This window comes from Vibrio scophthalmi (assembly GCF_040869025.1).
Lineage (GTDB): Bacteria > Pseudomonadota > Gammaproteobacteria > Enterobacterales > Vibrionaceae > Vibrio > Vibrio scophthalmi.
The window spans coordinates 2,264,446-2,282,158 of record NZ_CP134271.1 but is presented as its reverse complement, the minus strand read 5'-3'; the positions used below and the strand labels follow the sequence as shown (position 1 = coordinate 2,282,158).

General features: G+C 43.6%; 17 protein-coding genes and 1 tRNA gene. 8 read left to right on the top strand and 10 right to left on the bottom strand.

Features of this window, described 5'->3' with window-relative positions; translation table 11 throughout:
* Positions 1-11: 11 nt before the first annotated feature.
* From flgA to RJD38_RS10460, 3 genes are all read left to right on the top strand, one after another.
* Positions 12-758 carry a flagellar basal body P-ring formation chaperone FlgA gene (flgA, locus tag RJD38_RS10470; RefSeq protein ID WP_065545597.1) on the top strand — a complete coding sequence of 249 codons (747 nt, stop codon included), beginning with the start codon at positions 12-14 and terminating at the stop codon, positions 756-758.
* 118 nt (positions 759-876) lie between these two features.
* Positions 877-1,194: a flagellar biosynthesis anti-sigma factor FlgM gene (gene flgM / locus RJD38_RS10465; RefSeq protein WP_367971261.1), complete on the top strand. Its 318-nt coding sequence runs from the start codon at positions 877-879 to the stop codon at positions 1,192-1,194.
* Positions 1,195-1,207: 13 nt separating this feature from the next.
* Positions 1,208-1,633: a flagella synthesis protein FlgN gene (locus RJD38_RS10460; RefSeq protein ID WP_005592598.1), complete on the top strand. Its 426-nt coding sequence runs from the start codon at positions 1,208-1,210 to the stop codon at positions 1,631-1,633.
* An 85-nt stretch (positions 1,634-1,718) separates the two neighbouring features.
* Here RJD38_RS10460 and flgP read toward each other — a convergent pair whose 3' ends face one another.
* Both flgP and RJD38_RS10450 read right to left on the bottom strand, forming a co-directional pair.
* Positions 1,719-2,150, bottom strand: coding sequence for a flagellar assembly lipoprotein FlgP (gene flgP / locus RJD38_RS10455; protein WP_065429956.1), 432 nt, complete (start codon positions 2,148-2,150; stop codon positions 1,719-1,721).
* Between the two features lie 8 nt (positions 2,151-2,158).
* Positions 2,159-2,794, bottom strand: a complete 636-nt coding sequence (locus RJD38_RS10450) for a FlgO family outer membrane protein (protein WP_065545598.1) — start codon at positions 2,792-2,794, stop codon at positions 2,159-2,161.
* A 163-nt stretch (positions 2,795-2,957) separates the two neighbouring features.
* Between RJD38_RS10450 and RJD38_RS10445 the strand changes: the two genes are divergently transcribed.
* From RJD38_RS10445 to RJD38_RS10435, 3 genes are all read left to right on the top strand, one after another.
* Positions 2,958-4,094 carry a flagellar assembly protein FlgT gene (locus tag RJD38_RS10445; RefSeq protein WP_065545599.1) on the top strand — a complete coding sequence of 379 codons (1,137 nt, stop codon included), beginning with the start codon at positions 2,958-2,960 and terminating at the stop codon, positions 4,092-4,094.
* 53 nt (positions 4,095-4,147) lie between these two features.
* A tRNA-Arg gene (locus RJD38_RS10440) sits at positions 4,148-4,224 on the top strand.
* 295 nt (positions 4,225-4,519) lie between these two features.
* Entirely contained in the window at positions 4,520-5,026 is a 507-nt protein-coding gene (locus RJD38_RS10435; protein ID WP_005593538.1) for a hypothetical protein, read from the top strand.
* Positions 5,027-5,112: 86 nt separating this feature from the next.
* Here RJD38_RS10435 and RJD38_RS10430 read toward each other — a convergent pair whose 3' ends face one another.
* From RJD38_RS10430 to RJD38_RS10410, 5 genes are all read right to left on the bottom strand, one after another.
* The gene (locus RJD38_RS10430; protein WP_065545986.1) at positions 5,113-6,072 is read right to left on the bottom strand and encodes an OmpA family protein; all 960 of its coding nucleotides are present in this window, start codon (positions 6,070-6,072) and stop codon (positions 5,113-5,115) included.
* A gap of 140 nt (positions 6,073-6,212) precedes the next feature.
* The gene (locus RJD38_RS10425) at positions 6,213-7,244 is read right to left on the bottom strand and encodes an IS630 family transposase (RefSeq protein ID WP_175422461.1); all 1,032 of its coding nucleotides are present in this window, start codon (positions 7,242-7,244) and stop codon (positions 6,213-6,215) included.
* A 344-nt stretch (positions 7,245-7,588) separates the two neighbouring features.
* A complete protein-coding gene (gene gltX / locus RJD38_RS10420; protein WP_065545600.1) occupies positions 7,589-9,013 on the bottom strand; it encodes a glutamate--tRNA ligase in 1,425 nt (474 codons plus the stop codon).
* Between the two features lie 168 nt (positions 9,014-9,181).
* Positions 9,182-9,814: a DUF2057 family protein gene (locus tag RJD38_RS10415; RefSeq protein ID WP_065545987.1), complete on the bottom strand. Its 633-nt coding sequence runs from the start codon at positions 9,812-9,814 to the stop codon at positions 9,182-9,184.
* 91 nt (positions 9,815-9,905) lie between these two features.
* Entirely contained in the window at positions 9,906-10,985 is a 1,080-nt protein-coding gene (locus tag RJD38_RS10410) for a porin (RefSeq protein ID WP_065545601.1), read from the bottom strand.
* A 479-nt stretch (positions 10,986-11,464) separates the two neighbouring features.
* Between RJD38_RS10410 and RJD38_RS10405 the strand changes: the two genes are divergently transcribed.
* Together RJD38_RS10405 and RJD38_RS10400 are read left to right on the top strand one after the other, a co-directional pair.
* The gene (locus tag RJD38_RS10405; RefSeq protein ID WP_065545602.1) at positions 11,465-14,200 is read left to right on the top strand and encodes a heavy metal translocating P-type ATPase; all 2,736 of its coding nucleotides are present in this window, start codon (positions 11,465-11,467) and stop codon (positions 14,198-14,200) included.
* Between the two features lie 14 nt (positions 14,201-14,214).
* Positions 14,215-14,652 carry a DUF411 domain-containing protein gene (locus tag RJD38_RS10400; RefSeq protein WP_009387385.1) on the top strand — a complete coding sequence of 146 codons (438 nt, stop codon included), beginning with the start codon at positions 14,215-14,217 and terminating at the stop codon, positions 14,650-14,652.
* Between the two features lie 74 nt (positions 14,653-14,726).
* On the opposite strand, the gene RJD38_RS10395 is transcribed toward RJD38_RS10400, so the two are convergent.
* From RJD38_RS10395 to adk, 3 genes are all read right to left on the bottom strand, one after another.
* Complete coding sequence (locus tag RJD38_RS10395) at positions 14,727-15,392, bottom strand: oligogalacturonate-specific porin KdgM family protein (RefSeq protein ID WP_009387384.1); 666 nt, start codon at positions 15,390-15,392, stop codon at positions 14,727-14,729.
* A gap of 521 nt (positions 15,393-15,913) precedes the next feature.
* Complete coding sequence (gene hemH, locus RJD38_RS10390) at positions 15,914-16,870, bottom strand: ferrochelatase (protein WP_065545603.1); 957 nt, start codon at positions 16,868-16,870, stop codon at positions 15,914-15,916.
* A 148-nt stretch (positions 16,871-17,018) separates the two neighbouring features.
* Positions 17,019-17,663, bottom strand: coding sequence for an adenylate kinase (gene adk, locus RJD38_RS10385; protein ID WP_065545604.1), 645 nt, complete (start codon positions 17,661-17,663; stop codon positions 17,019-17,021).
* Positions 17,664-17,713 lie beyond the last annotated feature (50 nt).

Here is a 17,713-nt window from a genome sequence, read left to right as displayed (position 1 = left end):
AGAGAAAACGAATGATATATTTAACATCATCCCTTTCAACTATTTCCACACCCTCAATTCATGTTTTTTTAAATCGAATTATTACGTTTATCGGCGTGCTGTCGCTATTCTTTAGCTTTTCGTCGCACTCTGCAACGCCTGAGCAAATAACGCACATTCAAACGACTGCTGAACAATACATTATTGAGAATATAGAACAACCCGCAGGTGGCACTTTAGAAGCCAAAGCGGCGAATATTGATAGCCGAATCTTTGCCAGCGATTGCCCTACGGAACTCATTGCATCCTCACGTTCAACGAACTCAAATGCCAGTAACATTACCGTACTCGTTGAGTGTCTGGAGGATAATTGGAAAACCTATGTCTCTGTTCGAATGATACGCACAGGTCCGCAAGCGACACTTACGACATCACTCAATAAAGGCGAAATTATCTCGGCCCATGATGTTACCATCAACATGGTAGACTTGCAGCGGTTAAGGCGGCAAGGTTTTTCCACAATAAATGCTGTAATTGGAGCAAAAGTGAAGAAAAACTTACGCTCGGGTGAAATTATTGAACAAAATGATATTTGTGTTGTTTGTCGCAATGATATTGTCACTATAAAAGCCGTAAAATCTGGTATGACCATTACAACAAAAGGGGTCGCTTTATCAGATGGATCGCACGGTGAGCAGATAAGAGTGAAAAATAGTAAATCCAATCGTATAATTGATGCAAGAGTAAGCGATATTTCTGAAGTTACCGTGATATTTTAGGGACAATTCATCATGGTCAGCCTAGTTCAAAAAAGGATCATGAAATATTCCTAAAGGTCTGCACATTTCTGCCGATATGTTCAGTACAGGATTTTCTACACGTAAAAAGGCTTTCTAAATGGTAGGTATAGACAATATACGCTCTGGGCAAACACTGACGACATCAACACGCAGTGCCCCCCGTAGTAGCGATACGACTTCTTCATCAACCTCGACGTCAGCAGCAAAAACGTCTTCTACACCGCAGGATGCCGTGTCGTTGAGTTCTGCCGGCAAAGCTGTGGGTGAAATGCATAATCAGATGGTCAGCCAACCTAGCTTCGATCAAGCGAAAGTGGCGGCAATCAAAGAAGCCATTGCTAACGGCTCTTACTCTGTTGATCCGGAAAAGTTAGCGGACAATATGATCAAGTTCGAAAAAGAACTTGGGATGTAATTAGAGAATACTTATGGCTGCGTTGCAGAGCTTAGTTGAATTTCAGCTGAAAAACGCCGATGAACTTTCGGAACTATTGAAGAAAGAGCAAGGCGCGATTGCTCAACGCATCTCCAAAGATATTGAAGCACTCGCTAGACAAAAAAACACACTGATCATCCAGTTACAGCAAACGGATGAACGGATCGGTCGCCATCCAGACGTAGAAAGCCTGAAGACCGAACCTGAGTTGAGTCAGCTCGTCGATCAAATTCGTCAGCTGATCGCAGAATGTCAGCAAGTAAATGCTATAAACGGAGAAGCCTTGCAACGTGCTCAATTGAGTTTCCATAAGCTCAATAACTTAATGAAACAAAGCCAAGGCAAGATGGGCATGACCTATACCGCCGAAGGGCACACTCGTAATATTTCCACGTTAGGCACCAATCTAAAAGCTTAACTCCATCGTGAGTGGATTAACGGCAATAAAAAGCGGCAATTTAATTGCCGCTTTTTTTATTGCCATCAGATCAGAGAATAGAGAACTAAAAGAGAGTTTGTTGGCGTTTTTCCGGCACTTGCTGAACTTCGCCATAATCGCGCAGCTTATTCATTTTACGAATGTCTAGACGCAACTCGGTCACGTAAGTATCTCCTACCTTATAGCTACGCACGACTTCTGCACCACGAATAACCCCATCGACCGCACCCGAGGTAATTTCAGTGCCAAGACGTTGATCTTTAAGATCAGCACGACCACTGACTCGCATGCCATAAACTTGTTCTGCTAATTCACGATACGCATCGATCTTTGAAGCACGCATAGCGCGAACTTGCTTTTCTTCCGCATCACGACCTTTTTGTTCACCAATACTGGCATAACCGACAGCGGTTAGCCAATCATCTGGGCGCATCTGGCTCAAAGGCTGGCAACCCATCATGCTAAACGCAACCAACAGTAATAGTAACTTCTTCATGGGTGCTCCTATGGACGCAAGATAACGGTGTAAGGTTGACGAATGGTTGGGTCAGAACGGATCAATACACCATCTTGAGTACGAATGGTGTTTAAAGTATCCAAATCTCGACCAATTCGATCGGCAGGTAGGAAGCCTTGTGCTGAGGCGACAACCACACGAGACTGCATGCCAACGACGCGAGCATTGACTAATACACCGCCTTCTTGACGCAGCATGGTCCCCGTTAACACATATTCAATGTCTTGCTCTTTTGCCAAGTCTTTCCAGTCACGGCTAAAGGCAAAGTCACCTTGCGATGTCACTTGTATGCTACCCGTGGTCTTATAATCAACAACTTTGAAGCCACGGCGCTGAAATTGATAAATAAACCCTTCTGAAACACTATTGCCTAACCAGTTAGTCGCATCCATATTTTGCAGATCAACAAACGAAGTTATCGCGATAGGTGTGCGAGCAGAAACACTCGTGTTCGATTGCACTAACTCTTCAGTTAAACTCTCAACAAAAAAATCGAGGGTGTGGCGAGGGCTGTCCATCAACATAAACTGACTGCCCTGATAAGGTTCTTTACCATTATAAATAGGGGAGTAAGCGCAAGCAGTCAGAAAGACTACGGGCACTAAAGCTAACCATTTTTTCATTCTCTGATCTCCGATACATTTAGGCATTTATTCATCACTTTTCTCTCTCTATAAAAAAGTGGAACACTCTTTGCTTTTCTCTGCTTGTATACATAAAGAAATGCAATGCCAAAATCTGTTACGATTAACCAAGCAAAAACTGTACCTAATTGGTAAATAAAATATGAAAAAATTTGTTTTCGGCCTATTGGCTACGTTTTCACTGAGCTTAAGTTCAACGCTCGCACATGCCGCATGGTATGAAGTGACGGGGATGGCAACCGTTGTTTCATCAGAGGAAGCTGCGCGTTTACACGCTTTAGAAGACGCACTCTACAAAGCAGTCAGTTTTTCCGGCGCGGACATCGGCAGCATTTCAAACCTAACACCGTTGTTAGAAAGTGACCGAAAAGAATACCAGTTCACTAACCACGAAGTGCGTTATATCTTAGTTGAAGAGCAGAAAGTACGTAAAAATGTCATGCTGGTCAAAGCTCGCATCGATATATACCCATCGGCAACAGGTTGCCACGTAGACCAATACAAGAAGACATTTTTGGTCGGTAATATCGATTTAGCCTCTCCACAACAAGCAGTTATGGGGCAGGTTTATAGCCTCGGCGATGATTTTGCTCAAGTGATCAACCGCCAACTAGATGAAGAATCGAGCAGCTTTGTTTCAGTAGGCACCACCGATTTTGAGATCAACAAACGCAATCCTGAACGCCTAAAAATGATCGCAGAAGATACAGGGGCGCAATACATTATTGGCGGTGCAATAACCGATCTCACGGCAACCATTGACCAAAAATTGTTAAGAGACGATACCATCAATCGTCAATTCGCCATGGAACTGACTATTTTTGACGGAAAGACCGGCAGCGAAGTCTACACCCGAAATTACCGAGAGGTGGCATTGTGGCCATTCCCGAAAACCAGCCAAGTTGATACCCGCAGCGCCCGCTTTTGGGCCTCTACTTATGGCGAGATGATGTTACGAGTCAGCCGCAATGTGATGCTGGATCTGGAATCAGAGGTTTCGTGTAAGATCACTTTGCCTGAAATTGTTGCTAAATGGGGCAATACACTGACGATGGATCTTGGTCGAATTCATGGGGTAAGAGAAGGCGATAAACTGCAACTATGGCATACCGGTTCTTTTATCGATCAACGAGGTTTACCACGTAATAAGGTCACCGCAACTGACATCACACTCACCGTGGGCCGTGTCTACGAACATGAAGCGGAACTCAGTGTCGATCAACCTGAGTTAGCAAGTAGTATTCAAATTGGCGATGTTATGCACAAGCTCATCCCTTAACGACAATTTCTGATGGATCTATTCGTCTAATTGATTATCATCGATGCTCATTAGCTCCCGTGGCACAGCTGGATAGCGCAATCCCCTCCTAAGGGATAGGTCACAGGTTCGAATCCTGTCGGGAGCGCCATCTTAAAAACCCCATGCCTCTACGCGTGGGTTTTTCTTTATCGATTGGTCTAAAGCCCTCTCAAGCGACGACTAAACTGTCAGGTATTAATATCCGATACACCGCATAAATACTTCAGTTCATTCAACCTTCTACCATGTGCGATTTGTTACTTATTTAACCCTATTTTTATGTGAGCAAGACAGGTTCTTGAGCAATAATTTTTAGATGAGCTATCTTTATTGAGTATTCGCACTTTAAAATCTATTAACAATTGCTTACCCTTTCATTAATAACAAATATATCATTTAAAATTATGCCAAAGAGCAATTTAACAACTAATACCGGACATCGGTTTATTTCTAAAGCTAAGACTGCCTACAAAATTCATATTCACACGCCCGAAGACACCGTACTTCATCGCTCGGTCGGTTTTCTAAAAATTGGCGAAAAGAAAGGCCTGCAGAAGGCGATCAAGCTACGAAATGAACTCGGTAGTGAAATGTGGGGAAAATTTTGGCGTCGCTTACTAAAAGACCCTTACCTAATGACACGCTTACCACATTCATTGGAACCGAAAATCATCTTTAAACCTCGACCGACCAAAGAGAGTCCTGATGCGAAAGATGAGTGCTACATTGCCGCATGGCGGAATTATGATGACAATGGCAAGTTAATCTACAAAAGCGTTGTATGCTCGATCAACAAACATGGTCGACTCGGTGCTTACACCAAGACCAAGAAAGCACTATTGGAAGCCAATAAGATGAATTTAGAAATATTGGAGTTTATGGGCCGACTCAGCAGTATAGACCTCAAATGAGGTTGCTTTCTCTTTCCTTCTGTCACTAAAAAGCCTCGATTACTCGAGGCTTTCAATTCACGATCTAAACGTCAAGCGTTGGCGAATTACTGCTGAACTTGATACTCAAATTCAGGAACAGTAATTTCAACACGGCGGTTTTGTGCACGACCTTCACGAGTGCTGTTGTCAGCAATCGGGTTATTTTCACCCTCACCACTAACCGAAATACGGCTTGGTGCTACACCACGTTCGACCAATACATCAGCCACCGCGTGTGCGCGCTTCTCTGACAGCGATTGGTTATATTCTGCTGCGCCAGATGAATCAGTGTAACCAACCACATCTACTTTAGCTTGTGGGTAGGCCGCTAGCATCTTAACTAATTCATCAAGTTTACCTGCACTTTCTGGTTTCAATTCCGAGCTATTCAGTGCAAACGTTTCTGTGTCAAGTAGTGTTGTTTCAAAGGTTTTAGTCATCACAACTACCTCTACAACTTCCTCTTCGACAACCATTTCTTCTTCAACCACAACAGGGGCTGGCTCTTCACTACCACCAAAGCTGTAAGCTACGCCTAAAGTTACTGTATTGGCAAGCATTCGGCGATAATCGTTATTCATGTCCGTGAGAGCTTGATAGTCTAAGCGAATTGCACCATTTTCAAATGCATCAAACTCCAAACCTAAGCCTAGCAAGTAAGACATATCGCTTTTGCCGCCTATATCAACATATGCACCACCAGCTTTGCTGTAGAAATCAATACCATCCGTTAGAGGTGCTGTAAACTTAGGTGCTAATGTAAATGCATCAATACTGCCATCATTTAATCCCGCGGCAGTAAACTTACCTAAGTAATCATAGCCAGCTTCCAGTGAAATAAAGTCCCAAACCTGAAAACCACCAAAAACACCATAACTTATATCGTCAGAGTCACATGATTGACCTGAAAAACATTCATTATCTAGCCATGTTTTACCCGCTTTTAGACCGACATAAGGGTCAGAAAAAGCACTATTCGAGGCCATCAAAAGGGATGCTGATATTACCACTGCTAATTTTTTCATCATGAGAATTCCTTTAATCCATTATTCACTTGAGCAAGTCACGGCGCCTTAAACCAGCAGACACCGACTTGTTATGCCACTTCCGAAATTAAGTTACCTAAAGGTATGATTATTATCGGTAACGCTCGCACTATACCGAATCAACTTGAAGATGCAGGCTTGAGAACCTGAAAATTATCATTAATTCGAGATGCCAAAGAGCCTGCGATCTCTGGAAGTGTCACAGTAAAAAATTGGTCTATTGCCGCCTTGAAGTCCCGTTTACTTTTGAAGTAAACGTTGTTCCTCGACTTCTCATTCATTACTTTCCAAAGCCGCTCTATTGGGTTGAGGTTTGGGCTGTAAGGTGGAAGATAATGCAGCTCAATATTAAGGACAAATGCCGCATCTCTGACCAAGTCACTACGGTGATATCCCGCACCATCTAAGATGATATGAAGCTTATGAGCTAACGGATAACTCTCTCTTAACTTACAGAAAAAACGAACTATCGTTTCACTGTTAATGCTCTCATAATCATCAACAATAGTAGCTCCGATATCTGACAGGTTCAGTGCGCCAAGAATGTTCAATCGACAGCGATTTCCCGTTGTTTCAATCACTTTATCTTGACCAGTTCGTATCCAGCCATGAGATATTTTTGTTGATAGGGTTGGGTGAACAGCATCGATAAAGACTATCGATTCATCCTCGCCACAACTTGCCTTTAGCGCTTCGTAAGCATCAATGAAAGCTTGTTGTTTTGCTTCATCAAACTTATGTGGAACGCCTTTCGGTTGCTTGTAGCTAAAACCGTTATGGTGAAGCCATTTGTTCATACCAGAGACAGTGTAATCAAGTCCAAAAGTCTCTTTAACGTAGGCGACAATTTGATGAGTATGAGGATAGGTTTTCTCAGTCAAATGCTCGATTAGGTGCATGGTTTGAGTTGCAGAAAGCTTGCTTTGACTTCCGCCATTTTCAGGCTTAAGTTTTTCAGAAAGAACGTAGTCGCTAAGGTGACGTGCAACGGTGGATTCATGAATCCGAAGAGCTTGTGAAATCATAGTCTGATTCCAGCCTTCAGAAGCCAGCAAAACAGCCTTAATACGGTCGCAAACTCGACTATCACGTTCAATATCGTGCATTTGTTCGAGTTGCAGTTTCTGTTGAGGAGTCAGTGTAATTTTCATGGTTCGTAGCATGATCCTGATTCTAAAGAAAATCAAGCATCTTCAATGATCACAGGTATATAATGATTTTTTCAATATCTTAAAGGTAAAATAAGATACCGAAAATCAATAAACAATCATCGAATCGAACCTCGCTTTAAGCGATGAACTTAAGCTGAGTAAAGGACCGCACACATTTGCGCATTAAGTGATTCATAAAATAGCATTTTGATTGTTTGTGCAATTTCTCATCGGTGACACAAATAAAAGTAGAACAGGAAAGGTAGAAATTCCAATTAATTACGCGACGAAAAAAAACCGCAGCCCAATGGCTGCGGTCTTTAGCTATTTTTTAGCACTCATAATTATGCGTTTGCTTCACGCTCAGCAATAAACGCTAATGCCATCTTGATACGAGCAACACAACGCTCTTTACCAATCAGCTGCATTACTGCATCTACTGATGGTGATTGACCGCCGCCTGTCACCGCTACGCGTAGTGGCATACCGATTTTACCCATACCAATTTCTAAGTCAGCACATACGTCTGCGATCATTTTGTGTAAGTTTTCAGTTGTCCACTCTTCAATCGCTTCCACTTTCGCTAACGCAACTTCTAGAGGCTCTTTTGCCACACCACGTAGATGTTTCTTCGCCGCGCCCGCTTCAAACTCTGCGAAATCTTCGTAGAAGTAACGGATTTGCTCAGCCAATTCAACCAAGGTATTGCAACGCTCGCCTACTAGCTTAATCACTTCAGTAATCGCTGGGCCATTTTCAATGTTTAGCGCTTGCTGATCGAGATGCCATTGTAGATGCTTAGCTACGTACTCTGGCTCTGACGTTTTAATGTAGTGGTTGTTCAACCAAAGTAGCTTATCTGTATTAAACGCAGAAGCTGATTTAGAGATCGCGTTTAGGCTGAAGAACTCAATCATCTCTTCTTGAGAGAAGATTTCTTGGTCACCGTGAGACCAACCTAGACGCACTAGGTAGTTATTTAGAGCTTCTGGTAGGTAGCCCATATCACGGTATTGCATTACAGATACCGCACCGTGACGCTTAGACAGTTTTGCACCATCATCACCCAGGATCATTGCACAGTGAGCAAATGTTGGGACTGGAGCACCAAGCGCTTCGTAGATGTTGATTTGACGAGGCGTGTTATTGATATGGTCTTCACCACGGATTACATGAGTAATTTCCATATCCCAGTCATCAACCACAACACAGAAGTTGTACGTTGGCGAGCCATCTGTACGACGGATGATTAGGTCATCCATTTGGCTGTTGCTGATTTCGATGCGACCACGAATTTGGTCATCAAAAACAACGCTGCCTTCTTTCGGGTTACGGAAACGGATAACACATGGATCGCCATCTTTTGCCGCGTCGTTTGCTGCTTTAATTTTTGGATGGTTCGCATCGTAACGAGCCATCTCTTTGTTTGCTTCCTGCTCTGCACGAACTTCGTCTAGCAACTCTTTTGATGCGTAACATTTGTATGCTTTGTCTTGTGCAAGTAGCACATCAACCATTTCGTTGTAACGGTCAAAACGTTGAGTTTGGAAGTAAGGACCTTCATTCCACTCAAGACCTAGCCATTCCATACCTTCCATGATCGCATCAACAGCTTCTTGAGAGTTACGCTCAAGGTCCGTGTCTTCGATACGTAGAACGAATTCACCTTTGTTGTGTTTAGCATATAGCCAAGAATAGAGTGCTGTACGAGCACCACCTACGTGAAGGTAGCCTGTTGGGCTAGGAGCAAAACGAGTTTTAACCGTCATGTTAAATACCTTGATTGTCTAATTGACCGCACCGCAACAACCGATGCCAAAATTGGGCGTTATTTTATACTCAACTTCCTTTAGGTGCTAGGGTAAGTCGGTCTTTTTTAGTCGAATCCCTATAGAGGGAAGAATCATCACTCTTCCCACCATAACTAAATCACCCGATTAATCATTGAGGTGTTGAACAGCCCAAGCAAGAAATTGCTGCCTTTGGCTCGGCGTCATTTCAAAGAAAGCTGTTTCCATGACACGATTCAATTCCGTCGAATTGGTGCTGCTTTCTGATTGTTCTACTGTGGTGAATCGGTTGTTTGAGCCAGCACTGACCAACGCCGCTTTACCTTTCGTTTGGTTGTAACGCATCAGCATTGCATTGTAATCCTTTAACAATTCAAATGTTTGATCATGGATAACATCGACAATGTAAGGCCAGTCTTCACCATCACTGGTAACACTCACCAATGGATTTTCAGCAAATTTTTTCACCGCACGCTCGGTACGTATAGCAAATGGGGTGGTGAGATCTAAGGTTTGATCGCTCGCATGGAAGCGAATCACCATCGGTAACGAATTAAACTTGGTTTTGCCGCCATTACCGTCAACCATTGCCGTCACTCGAATGAGTAACTGATTGTCACCATTTGCTATTTTTAGATGACCTTTTCCCTTATTAGGTACTTTATTGATCGTTTGATTAACCGCCAACACTTCAACGCGATTATCAGTTTGGATTGTCACTTGCGCTTGTGTAAATGCGCTCATCATTACTGCGATAGATAGAATTAAGATTTTTTTCATTTTATTGACCAGCTCAAGCAAAAATCCCCCTCCTTGCAGACAAAGAGAGGGAGAAGATTAACGGACTAGATTTGATTTATAGACATGATGATTAGAAGGTCCATTCAGTACCAATGCGAACCATAAGATCATCGTAATCTTGACCAGTGTACGTTCCGCTACCAGTACGATAAGTGCCGCTGTGTTGAGCAATACGCAAGAAGGTATAAACTGAATTAAATGAGTAACCCACCTCACCCGTTAGAGTGGTGAAATCTAACGTATCATCTTTAATATCATTGGTATCACCTTCTTGATCTGCGTAGCCAAGACGGAAGTTCATATCACCCATGTAGTAGTTGGTTTGCAATGAGTAAGCGGTAATATCTCGCTCATGATAAGCGCCCAATTTGTTGTCCGCTTCAAAATCTGCAACTTTGTATGCACCTAAGATGTTCCAATTATCGGTTAAACGGAACTCGACACCCCCGAAGTAAGCTGATGTATCACCAATTAAATCGGTATCAAAATCGGTTTTATCGGCAGTTTCAAATGCCGCATGCAGCGTAATTCTTTCATGAGGTGTTACAGATACAGAACCACCAAAGAAATTAGAGTCTTTGTCTTTAAAGCTGCCATTGCCACCCGCTAAACTAAATTTGACCATATCACCTAACATAGGTGAGTCGTAACGCGCCATTTGGCTCTTACGGTCAAAGTTAAAGCGCTCACCTGCACGCCAACCACGGTCAAACGTTGTTCCCATATTTGAAGCCGAATAAGGCCAATCAACCAATTCGTAGAGCGGTGTTAACATACGGCCAAAGCGCACAGCCCCCCAATCCTCACCACGGAAGCCAACGAAAGTATCGCGATTACCCAATTTTGCGCCATCATCCAGAACCCAACCAGATTCAATTTGCATGAAGGCTTCAACATCATCCGTCATAACTTTTGCGGCACGAAAACCCACTCGCGATTCGTTTTCAAATACCATGCCCTCTTCCGTCACGGAATTTCCAGCATCATCAAATTTCTTTGCCCCATAATCCACTGCTGAGATAGAGACTACACCATACACTTCTACGTTAGCATCGTTTGGATCACCTAACATATACGCACTTGCAGACCCCGCGGCCATGGTGGTTGCTGCAATCGCTGCGCTTAAAAGTGTTGTTTTAAAGTGAGACATAAATAACCCCTATGTATATTTTTAGTCGTTTTCCTTGTTTCTCTCGTTGGTCATATTGACCATTTCGAGAGGCTCCATTTTTTGAACAGGGGCATGTTGGCAAACTTTTTTCTCGACAAAAAATTATCCCAATTGGAATCTGATCAAGTTCAAAATCAGGAAACAACAAAGAAAATAAAATCATTTAAATCAATAATTTAAACTCAAATATAAAAACAAGAAAACGTCATTTTTAGATGCGGAGTTCAAATTTTTTTCAAAAAACAGCCCCACTTGTTAACTCACTCGCAGCCTATTTTGAACAATTCACGTTGATTGATAGTTCCTGAATATGAACCTTGAGGTGACTCGCAAGATAAAACGTCAAAATAGATAGGCAGAAGGGAATCGGAGAGAAAAATGAATCGCAACTAAGCGCTTGACCTTGCCCTTGAGGAAAGGTTTATGCTTCGTCGTATCAACCGTTCGAGGATAAAGTGATGAACAGATTTGAAATCCCACTACAAGGGCTAAATTGTATGGGCTGTGCGCGTAAATTAGAACAACGCCTTAGCGAGCGCTTTGACGTATCGATTCAAACTCTTTCGCCGACCTTGATCGAACTTGAAACGACAGTCTCCTTAACGGACATCGTCGAGCAAATCGAAGATTTAGGTTACCAAGCTGAATTAAACAAACGTTTTTTGCTCAGTGGGTTAAGTTGTGGACGTTGTGTAACAAAGCTCACTCAACAATTACAAAACAACGCTGCGATTGCCCAAGCTTCAGTCAGTAAAGATAACGTATCACTGATGACAACTTTATCAGATCAAGCGATCATCGATATCGTCACCGAAGCAGGTTATCAAGCCCAGCCGATCTCCGAATCAATTACAGATGATGCAGATCAGCCCATTACAGCAGAAGATCAACCTAACCATCAACTCGATACGGAGCAAGCCTCTGCAACCGTGAAAACAACGAATAGCTCAACCGCAAGCGGGCATAAGTTCAATTTACTGATCAGCGGCATGACCTGCGCAAGCTGCGTGGCTTCTGTGGAGAATGCATTAACATCGGTTGAGGGTGTGGCTAAAGCGCAAGTCAACCTAGCAGAACAAAGTGCCTTGGTTTTTAGTGATCGCGCCGATCTCAATAGCGATTTACTGCTCAGTGCCGTTGCAAAGCTCGGTTATCAAGCACAGTTAATTGATGACCCAAAAACCCAGCAAGAAAAGCAAGCAGAACAGTTGCGCCAAGCCCAAGCACACCATAAAAGAAGCGCTTGGATGGGGCTTGCTATTGGTGGGCCATTGATGGCTTGGGGTGTATTTGGCGGCAACATGATGATTCGCAATCTTAACGACCAATTAATTTGGGGCGGCATTGGCCTTGTCTGCTTATGGCTTCTTGCAACCGCTGGACGCAGCTTTTTCAGCAATGCATGGTTAGCATTAACCCATCGTCGCGCCACCATGGATACCTTAGTCGCGTTGGGAACAGGCGCTGCATGGCTGTTTTCAACGGTCATCGTCTTTTTTCCTAACTGGTTCCCTGTCGCTTCTCGTCATGTTTACTTTGAAGCAAGTGCGATGATCATTGGCCTAATTTCACTGGGCCACTATATTGAAGCGAAAGCGAAAGCGCGTACCACTCAATCGTTACAAGCGCTGATCGATCTACAGCCTAAAAATGCCACACTGGTCACCGCGCAAGGAGATCAAGAAATTGCAGTAGAAGCAATCACACAGGGAATGCAACTGCGTATTAGACCGGGTGAAAAGATCCCGGTTGACGGCATCGTGTTAAGTGGCCACTCATATATTGATGAATCTATGCTGACTGGCGAGCCAATGCCCGTTGATAAGCAGGTCGACAGCCACGTCTCAGCGGGCACCTTAAATCAAGATGGAAGCATTGTGATTCAAGCCACCAGCGTGGGCAGTGACACCATGTTGGCACGCATCATTGATTTAGTTCGTCAAGCGCAAAGCAGTAAACCAGCCATCGCAAAATTAGCAGACCAAATCTCAGCGGTGTTTGTTCCCGTGGTGGTCGCGATCGCGATTGCTGCCGCATTAGTATGGTATGCCGTTGGGCCCGATCCAAAAGCCAGTTATATGTTAGTTGTAGCAACGACCGTACTGATTATTGCCTGTCCTTGTGCACTTGGCCTTGCCACACCACTTTCTGTAACTGTAGGGATTGGTAAAGCCGCTGAAATGGGCATCTTGATTCGAGATGCTGACGTACTGCAATCAGCAAGCAAGGTAGACTGCGTCGTGTTTGATAAAACGGGCACCTTAACCCAAGGAACGCCGAGCGTTGAGCAGATTTTCAGCCAACAGAGCCAACAAGCACAATGGCTACAAATAGCGGCAAGTTTAGAGCAATACTCAGAGCATCCATTAGCTAAAGCGATTGTCAATCAAGCAAAGCTTGAAAACATTGAGCTTAAAGAAGTGCATGACTTTCATAACTTACGCGGCAAAGGCGTGACTGGGCAACTCGACAATCAAGCGATTGCCGTTATTTCATTGCCACAAGCTCAGCAAACCGCCGTTGATTTATCGCACTTTGATGCAGCAATATCTGAATGTGAACAACGCGTTTGGACACCGGTGATCCTTACCGTTTCTAATATAGCTCAAGCGGTCATCGCGATTGCCGACCCGATCAAGCCGGAAGCATTCAGTGCCATCTCAGCACTTAAAGCAATGCAAATCGAACCCGTTATGCTAACTGGTGATAATCAAGCGGTCGCCAATGCAATTGCGAAACAACTAGGGATTAAGAGTGTCATTGCACAAGTTCTCCCTGATCAAAAAGCTCAGCAAGTGCAACAGCTCAAAGAGCAAGGGCACAAAGTGGCTATGGTCGGGGATGGAGTGAATGACGCGCCAGCCCTAGCGCTTGCCGATATTGGGATTGCGATGGGCAGCGGCAGTGATGTGGCGATAGAAAGTGCGCAAATGACGCTACTAAACTCCTCGCCGTTAGCGGTGGTCAATGCGATTGAACTATCCAAAGCAACGGTAAAAAATATGAAAGAAAATTTGTTTGGAGCGTTTATCTATAACTCTCTAGGCATTCCAATTGCTGCCGGTGTCTTATACCCAGCATTTGGCTTTTTACTTAGCCCTGTAGTGGCAGGTGCAGCAATGGCACTTTCTTCTATTACGGTGGTAAGTAACGCTAATCGACTACGACTATTTAAAACTACAAATCGTTCTTAGAGGCAACTATGACAATGAAAACACTTTCTTTAGCACTGCTGCTAGCATCTTCAGGTTCAGCATTCGCAGCGGATGTGATTAACCATAAATCACCTTACTGTGGTTGCTGCACAGAATGGACGAAACACATGCAAGATGCGGGTTTCACGGTTGAAGAGAAACTGCATGATGATATGAATGCGGTAAAACAACAACTAGGCTTGGCTCCAAAGTTGGCATCTTGCCATACTGCTGAAATTGGCGGTTACGTTTTTGAAGGCCACATCCCCGCTGACGACATTAAATCATTTCTGGCCAATCCACCAAAGAACGCAAAAGGCTTGGCAGTTCCAGGCATGCCGATGGGATCTCCAGGTATGGAATATGGCGATGAAAAAGATTCATACGCGGTATACGCCTATAACGAACGCGGCCAAGTGTTTGAGTACAACGTTTACCAAGGTAATCGTTAAACACATACCACAATGAAAAAGCCCAGCAATGCTGGGCTTTGTTCTATGATGAGCAGGATTCTATTTTTTTGTACTTAAAAACCGTAAGAGGCACCAAAAACAAAGGCATTATTGGTTGCGTCAGTACCGTTACCTTGATTGCGGTACTCAAAGTAAGGTTGAACACCTTGGCGAGTCCAGGTCGCTCGAAGCTCGTGATCCATCGAATTATCGGCATCACCATCATTACGAACGTAAACGTTATTGTAGCTTAATGTCAGTTCTGGATTCACGCTGTAGCCGATACGGTTATCAAAACGAAGTTGATCTTCGCCATCTTTTACATCGTGGTAGCGTGTGCGGTTACTGATCGCAATACCGTTATCGAAGTTATAACCAATTTTCACCAATGGACGATACTGTACCGTTTCACCGTTATTCAATAGATGGTGGTAACCAACGGCTACCCATAAGTTGTCGTTCACCGAGTAACTTTGCTCGATACCCAAAGTAATATATGGCGAATTGCCTAAGCCGTTATCTTGAAGCGCATCATCATCGTACTTACCCAATGAAATACCATCAAACTCCGTCAAAAGCGTGGTACCAGTATCAAAGGTATGGCCAGCTTCTAATGTTGAAGTCGCATTAGGTTGTGCATCTGAATGGAACTGCACGTTACCCGTTACATAAGAAGAACCTGCAAATGCAGTAGAGGCGAAAGCAAGCGAAAGTGCGCTAAGAGTAAGAATTTTTTTCATGATAATCTGCCTTAATAAATAAAAATTGCCGCGATTCTTTTTGGATGAGTGAACATCGTTATTGATCGCATAAAAGGAGCTTCATCCCTGGCTTGGCTCTATAGTGGCGAATTAATTTGGCAGATAAAAATGCAGAAAAGGTGAGTGAGATCTGACGCAACGTAAAAACATCGCATGATATTTAACACCAATATTTCATGCACTTACAAAACATAAAAACTTCTAAGTGAACGGTGAAACGATCCAAATCACAGTCAATATAGAAAAATAGCTGCTGAGTGCTATTGGTATCACACCGCTTTTAGCTTGATTGAGTTGTTTGTTAATTTTCCATAATAATAATCAGATCTCGATCACAGTTCATTCAGCAAGCAAATGGATATTACTCGCACTAACAACATATCCCTTACCTCTTTGTATCCACCCATCGTGAGAAAAATTTCATGATTCTATCTGAACAACAGGCATAAAAAAGCCACCTTGCGGTGGCTTCAATTTGCATTCACTAGAGCTATAAACACTTACTTTTCCACGAGAGCTCTCATCATCTCAATATGACCATCATCATCATTGAGGCATGGAATAAAGTTAAAATGTTCCCCACCATGCTGTTTAAAGAGTGCTTGGCACTCCTCTGAGATTTCCTCTAGCGTCTCTAAGCAATCCGCCGCAAAGGCTGGCGTCATGACATCAATCGATTTAATGCCCTTACTTGGCAACGTTTCGAGGGTTTTATCGGTGTAGGGTTGTAACCATTCTTCACGACCAAATCTAGATTGGTAAGTCATACCAATTTGCTCATCGCTTAATCCTAGCTCTTGCTGAAGTAGCTGCGTCGTCTGTTGACAATGAATTGGGTAAATATCGCCATTATCAGCAAAACGCTGAGGTATACCGTGGTATGAACAGAGCAAGTAATCGGCCTGTCCGTTCTTTTGCCATGAACGGCGCACACTATCCGCAAGGGCTTTAATGTAGAGTGGATGCTGATGATAATCACGCACTAAACGATAGCTTGGTATTACTGCCATCTGTTTGAAGGCTAATGTTAAGCCATCAGAAACAGCGGCCGTTGTCGTCGCTGAATACTGCGGATAAAGAGGCAATACAATGACCTCCTCCACGCCCTGCGTCATTAATGCTTGCACACCAGACAACAGACTTGGATTGCCGTAAGTCATGGCTAATTCGACCGGAATATCAAGTTGCGCAGCCAACTTTGCTGCTTGGCGCTGAGAATACACCATCAGCGGTGAGCCTTCATCCATCCAAACTGATTGATAGAGCTTAGTCACTTTGGGCGCACGAATAGGTAAAATCACCCCATACAGCAATGGACACCATAACCAGCGAGTCATATCCACAACTCGTTTATCATGCAAAAACTGGCTTAAGAAACGTTTTACCGCTGGCGCGGTCGGCTCGTCTGGCGTACCGAGGTTAACCAGTAACACACCCTGTTTGTTATTGTTATTCATGGCATCCTATCGACGGTAGAAAGAATTTAGATACGCACTCACGCTAAAAAGCGATCAAACTTATCGCGGGTTTAAGCTCTTAAAAAGCAAATAAAAAAGGCGACCACTAGGCCGCCTTTACTATAGCAATTTTTTCTCTTAGTGAGAATTAAGCCAGTGCTTTCTCGATATCTGCACTTACTTCTGCAACTTGCTTAGTACCATCAAATTTAAGGTACTTAGTGTTACCTAGTTCAGCTTCTTTACCGTAGTAAGAGATAAGCGGAGCGGTTTGCTCATGGTAAACACCTAGACGAGCACGTACGGTTTCTTCTTTGTCGTCATCACGAACAACAAGGTCTTCACCAGTCACGTCATCTTTGCCTTCTTCTTTAGGCGGGTTGTACACTACATGGTAAGTACGACCAGAAGGAAGGTGAGCACGACGACCAGCCATACGCTCAACGATCACACTATCAGCAACGTCGAATTCGATAACGTAATCTACCGCTACGCCCATTTCTTTTAGGCCATCAGCTTGAGGGATAGTGCGAGGGAAACCATCTAGAAGGAAACCTTTCTCACAATCGTCTTGAGCAATGCGCTCTTTGATAAGACCAAGGATGATTTCATCAGAAACTAGCTGACCAGCATCGATTACAGCTTTAGCTTGTTTGCCTAGTTCTGTACCTGCTTTGATAGCAGCACGCAGCATGTCACCAGTAGAGATTTGTGGAATACCGTATTTATCCATGATGAAGTTTGCTTGTGTGCCTTTACCTGCACCTGGAGCACCTAGAAGAATGATGCGCATGATTTATCCTCTTTAATATTAGAAATTTATACCGAAGCTCACAATCAGAT

Excerpts from the sequence above, each read along its gene's own strand:
- RJD38_RS10395 (WP_009387384.1), bottom strand. The coding sequence starts at position 15,392 with ATGAAAAAAATTCTTACTCTTAGCGCACTTTCGCTTGCTTTCGCCTCT.
- RJD38_RS10405 (WP_065545602.1), top strand. The coding sequence starts at position 11,465 with ATGAACAGATTTGAAATCCCACTACAAGGGCTAAATTGTATGGGCTGT.
- hemH (WP_065545603.1), bottom strand. The coding sequence starts at position 16,870 with ATGAATAACAATAACAAACAGGGTGTGTTACTGGTTAACCTCGGTACG.
- RJD38_RS10425 (WP_175422461.1), bottom strand. The coding sequence starts at position 7,244 with ATGAAAATTACACTGACTCCTCAACAGAAACTGCAACTCGAACAAATG.
- RJD38_RS10435 (WP_005593538.1), top strand. The coding sequence starts at position 4,520 with ATGCCAAAGAGCAATTTAACAACTAATACCGGACATCGGTTTATTTCT.
- gltX (WP_065545600.1), bottom strand. The coding sequence starts at position 9,013 with ATGACGGTTAAAACTCGTTTTGCTCCTAGCCCAACAGGCTACCTTCAC.
- RJD38_RS10400 (WP_009387385.1), top strand. The coding sequence starts at position 14,215 with ATGAAAACACTTTCTTTAGCACTGCTGCTAGCATCTTCAGGTTCAGCA.
- adk (WP_065545604.1), bottom strand. The coding sequence starts at position 17,663 with ATGCGCATCATTCTTCTAGGTGCTCCAGGTGCAGGTAAAGGCACACAA.
- RJD38_RS10415 (WP_065545987.1), bottom strand. The coding sequence starts at position 9,814 with ATGAAAAAAATCTTAATTCTATCTATCGCAGTAATGATGAGCGCATTT.
- RJD38_RS10445 (WP_065545599.1), top strand. The coding sequence starts at position 2,958 with ATGAAAAAATTTGTTTTCGGCCTATTGGCTACGTTTTCACTGAGCTTA.
- RJD38_RS10410 (WP_065545601.1), bottom strand. The coding sequence starts at position 10,985 with ATGTCTCACTTTAAAACAACACTTTTAAGCGCAGCGATTGCAGCAACC.
- RJD38_RS10460 (WP_005592598.1), top strand. The coding sequence starts at position 1,208 with ATGGCTGCGTTGCAGAGCTTAGTTGAATTTCAGCTGAAAAACGCCGAT.
- RJD38_RS10430 (WP_065545986.1), bottom strand. The coding sequence starts at position 6,072 with ATGAAAAAATTAGCAGTGGTAATATCAGCATCCCTTTTGATGGCCTCG.
- flgA (WP_065545597.1), top strand. The coding sequence starts at position 12 with ATGATATATTTAACATCATCCCTTTCAACTATTTCCACACCCTCAATT.
- RJD38_RS10450 (WP_065545598.1), bottom strand. The coding sequence starts at position 2,794 with ATGAAAAAATGGTTAGCTTTAGTGCCCGTAGTCTTTCTGACTGCTTGC.
- flgP (WP_065429956.1), bottom strand. The coding sequence starts at position 2,150 with ATGAAGAAGTTACTATTACTGTTGGTTGCGTTTAGCATGATGGGTTGC.
- flgM (WP_367971261.1), top strand. The coding sequence starts at position 877 with ATGGTAGGTATAGACAATATACGCTCTGGGCAAACACTGACGACATCA.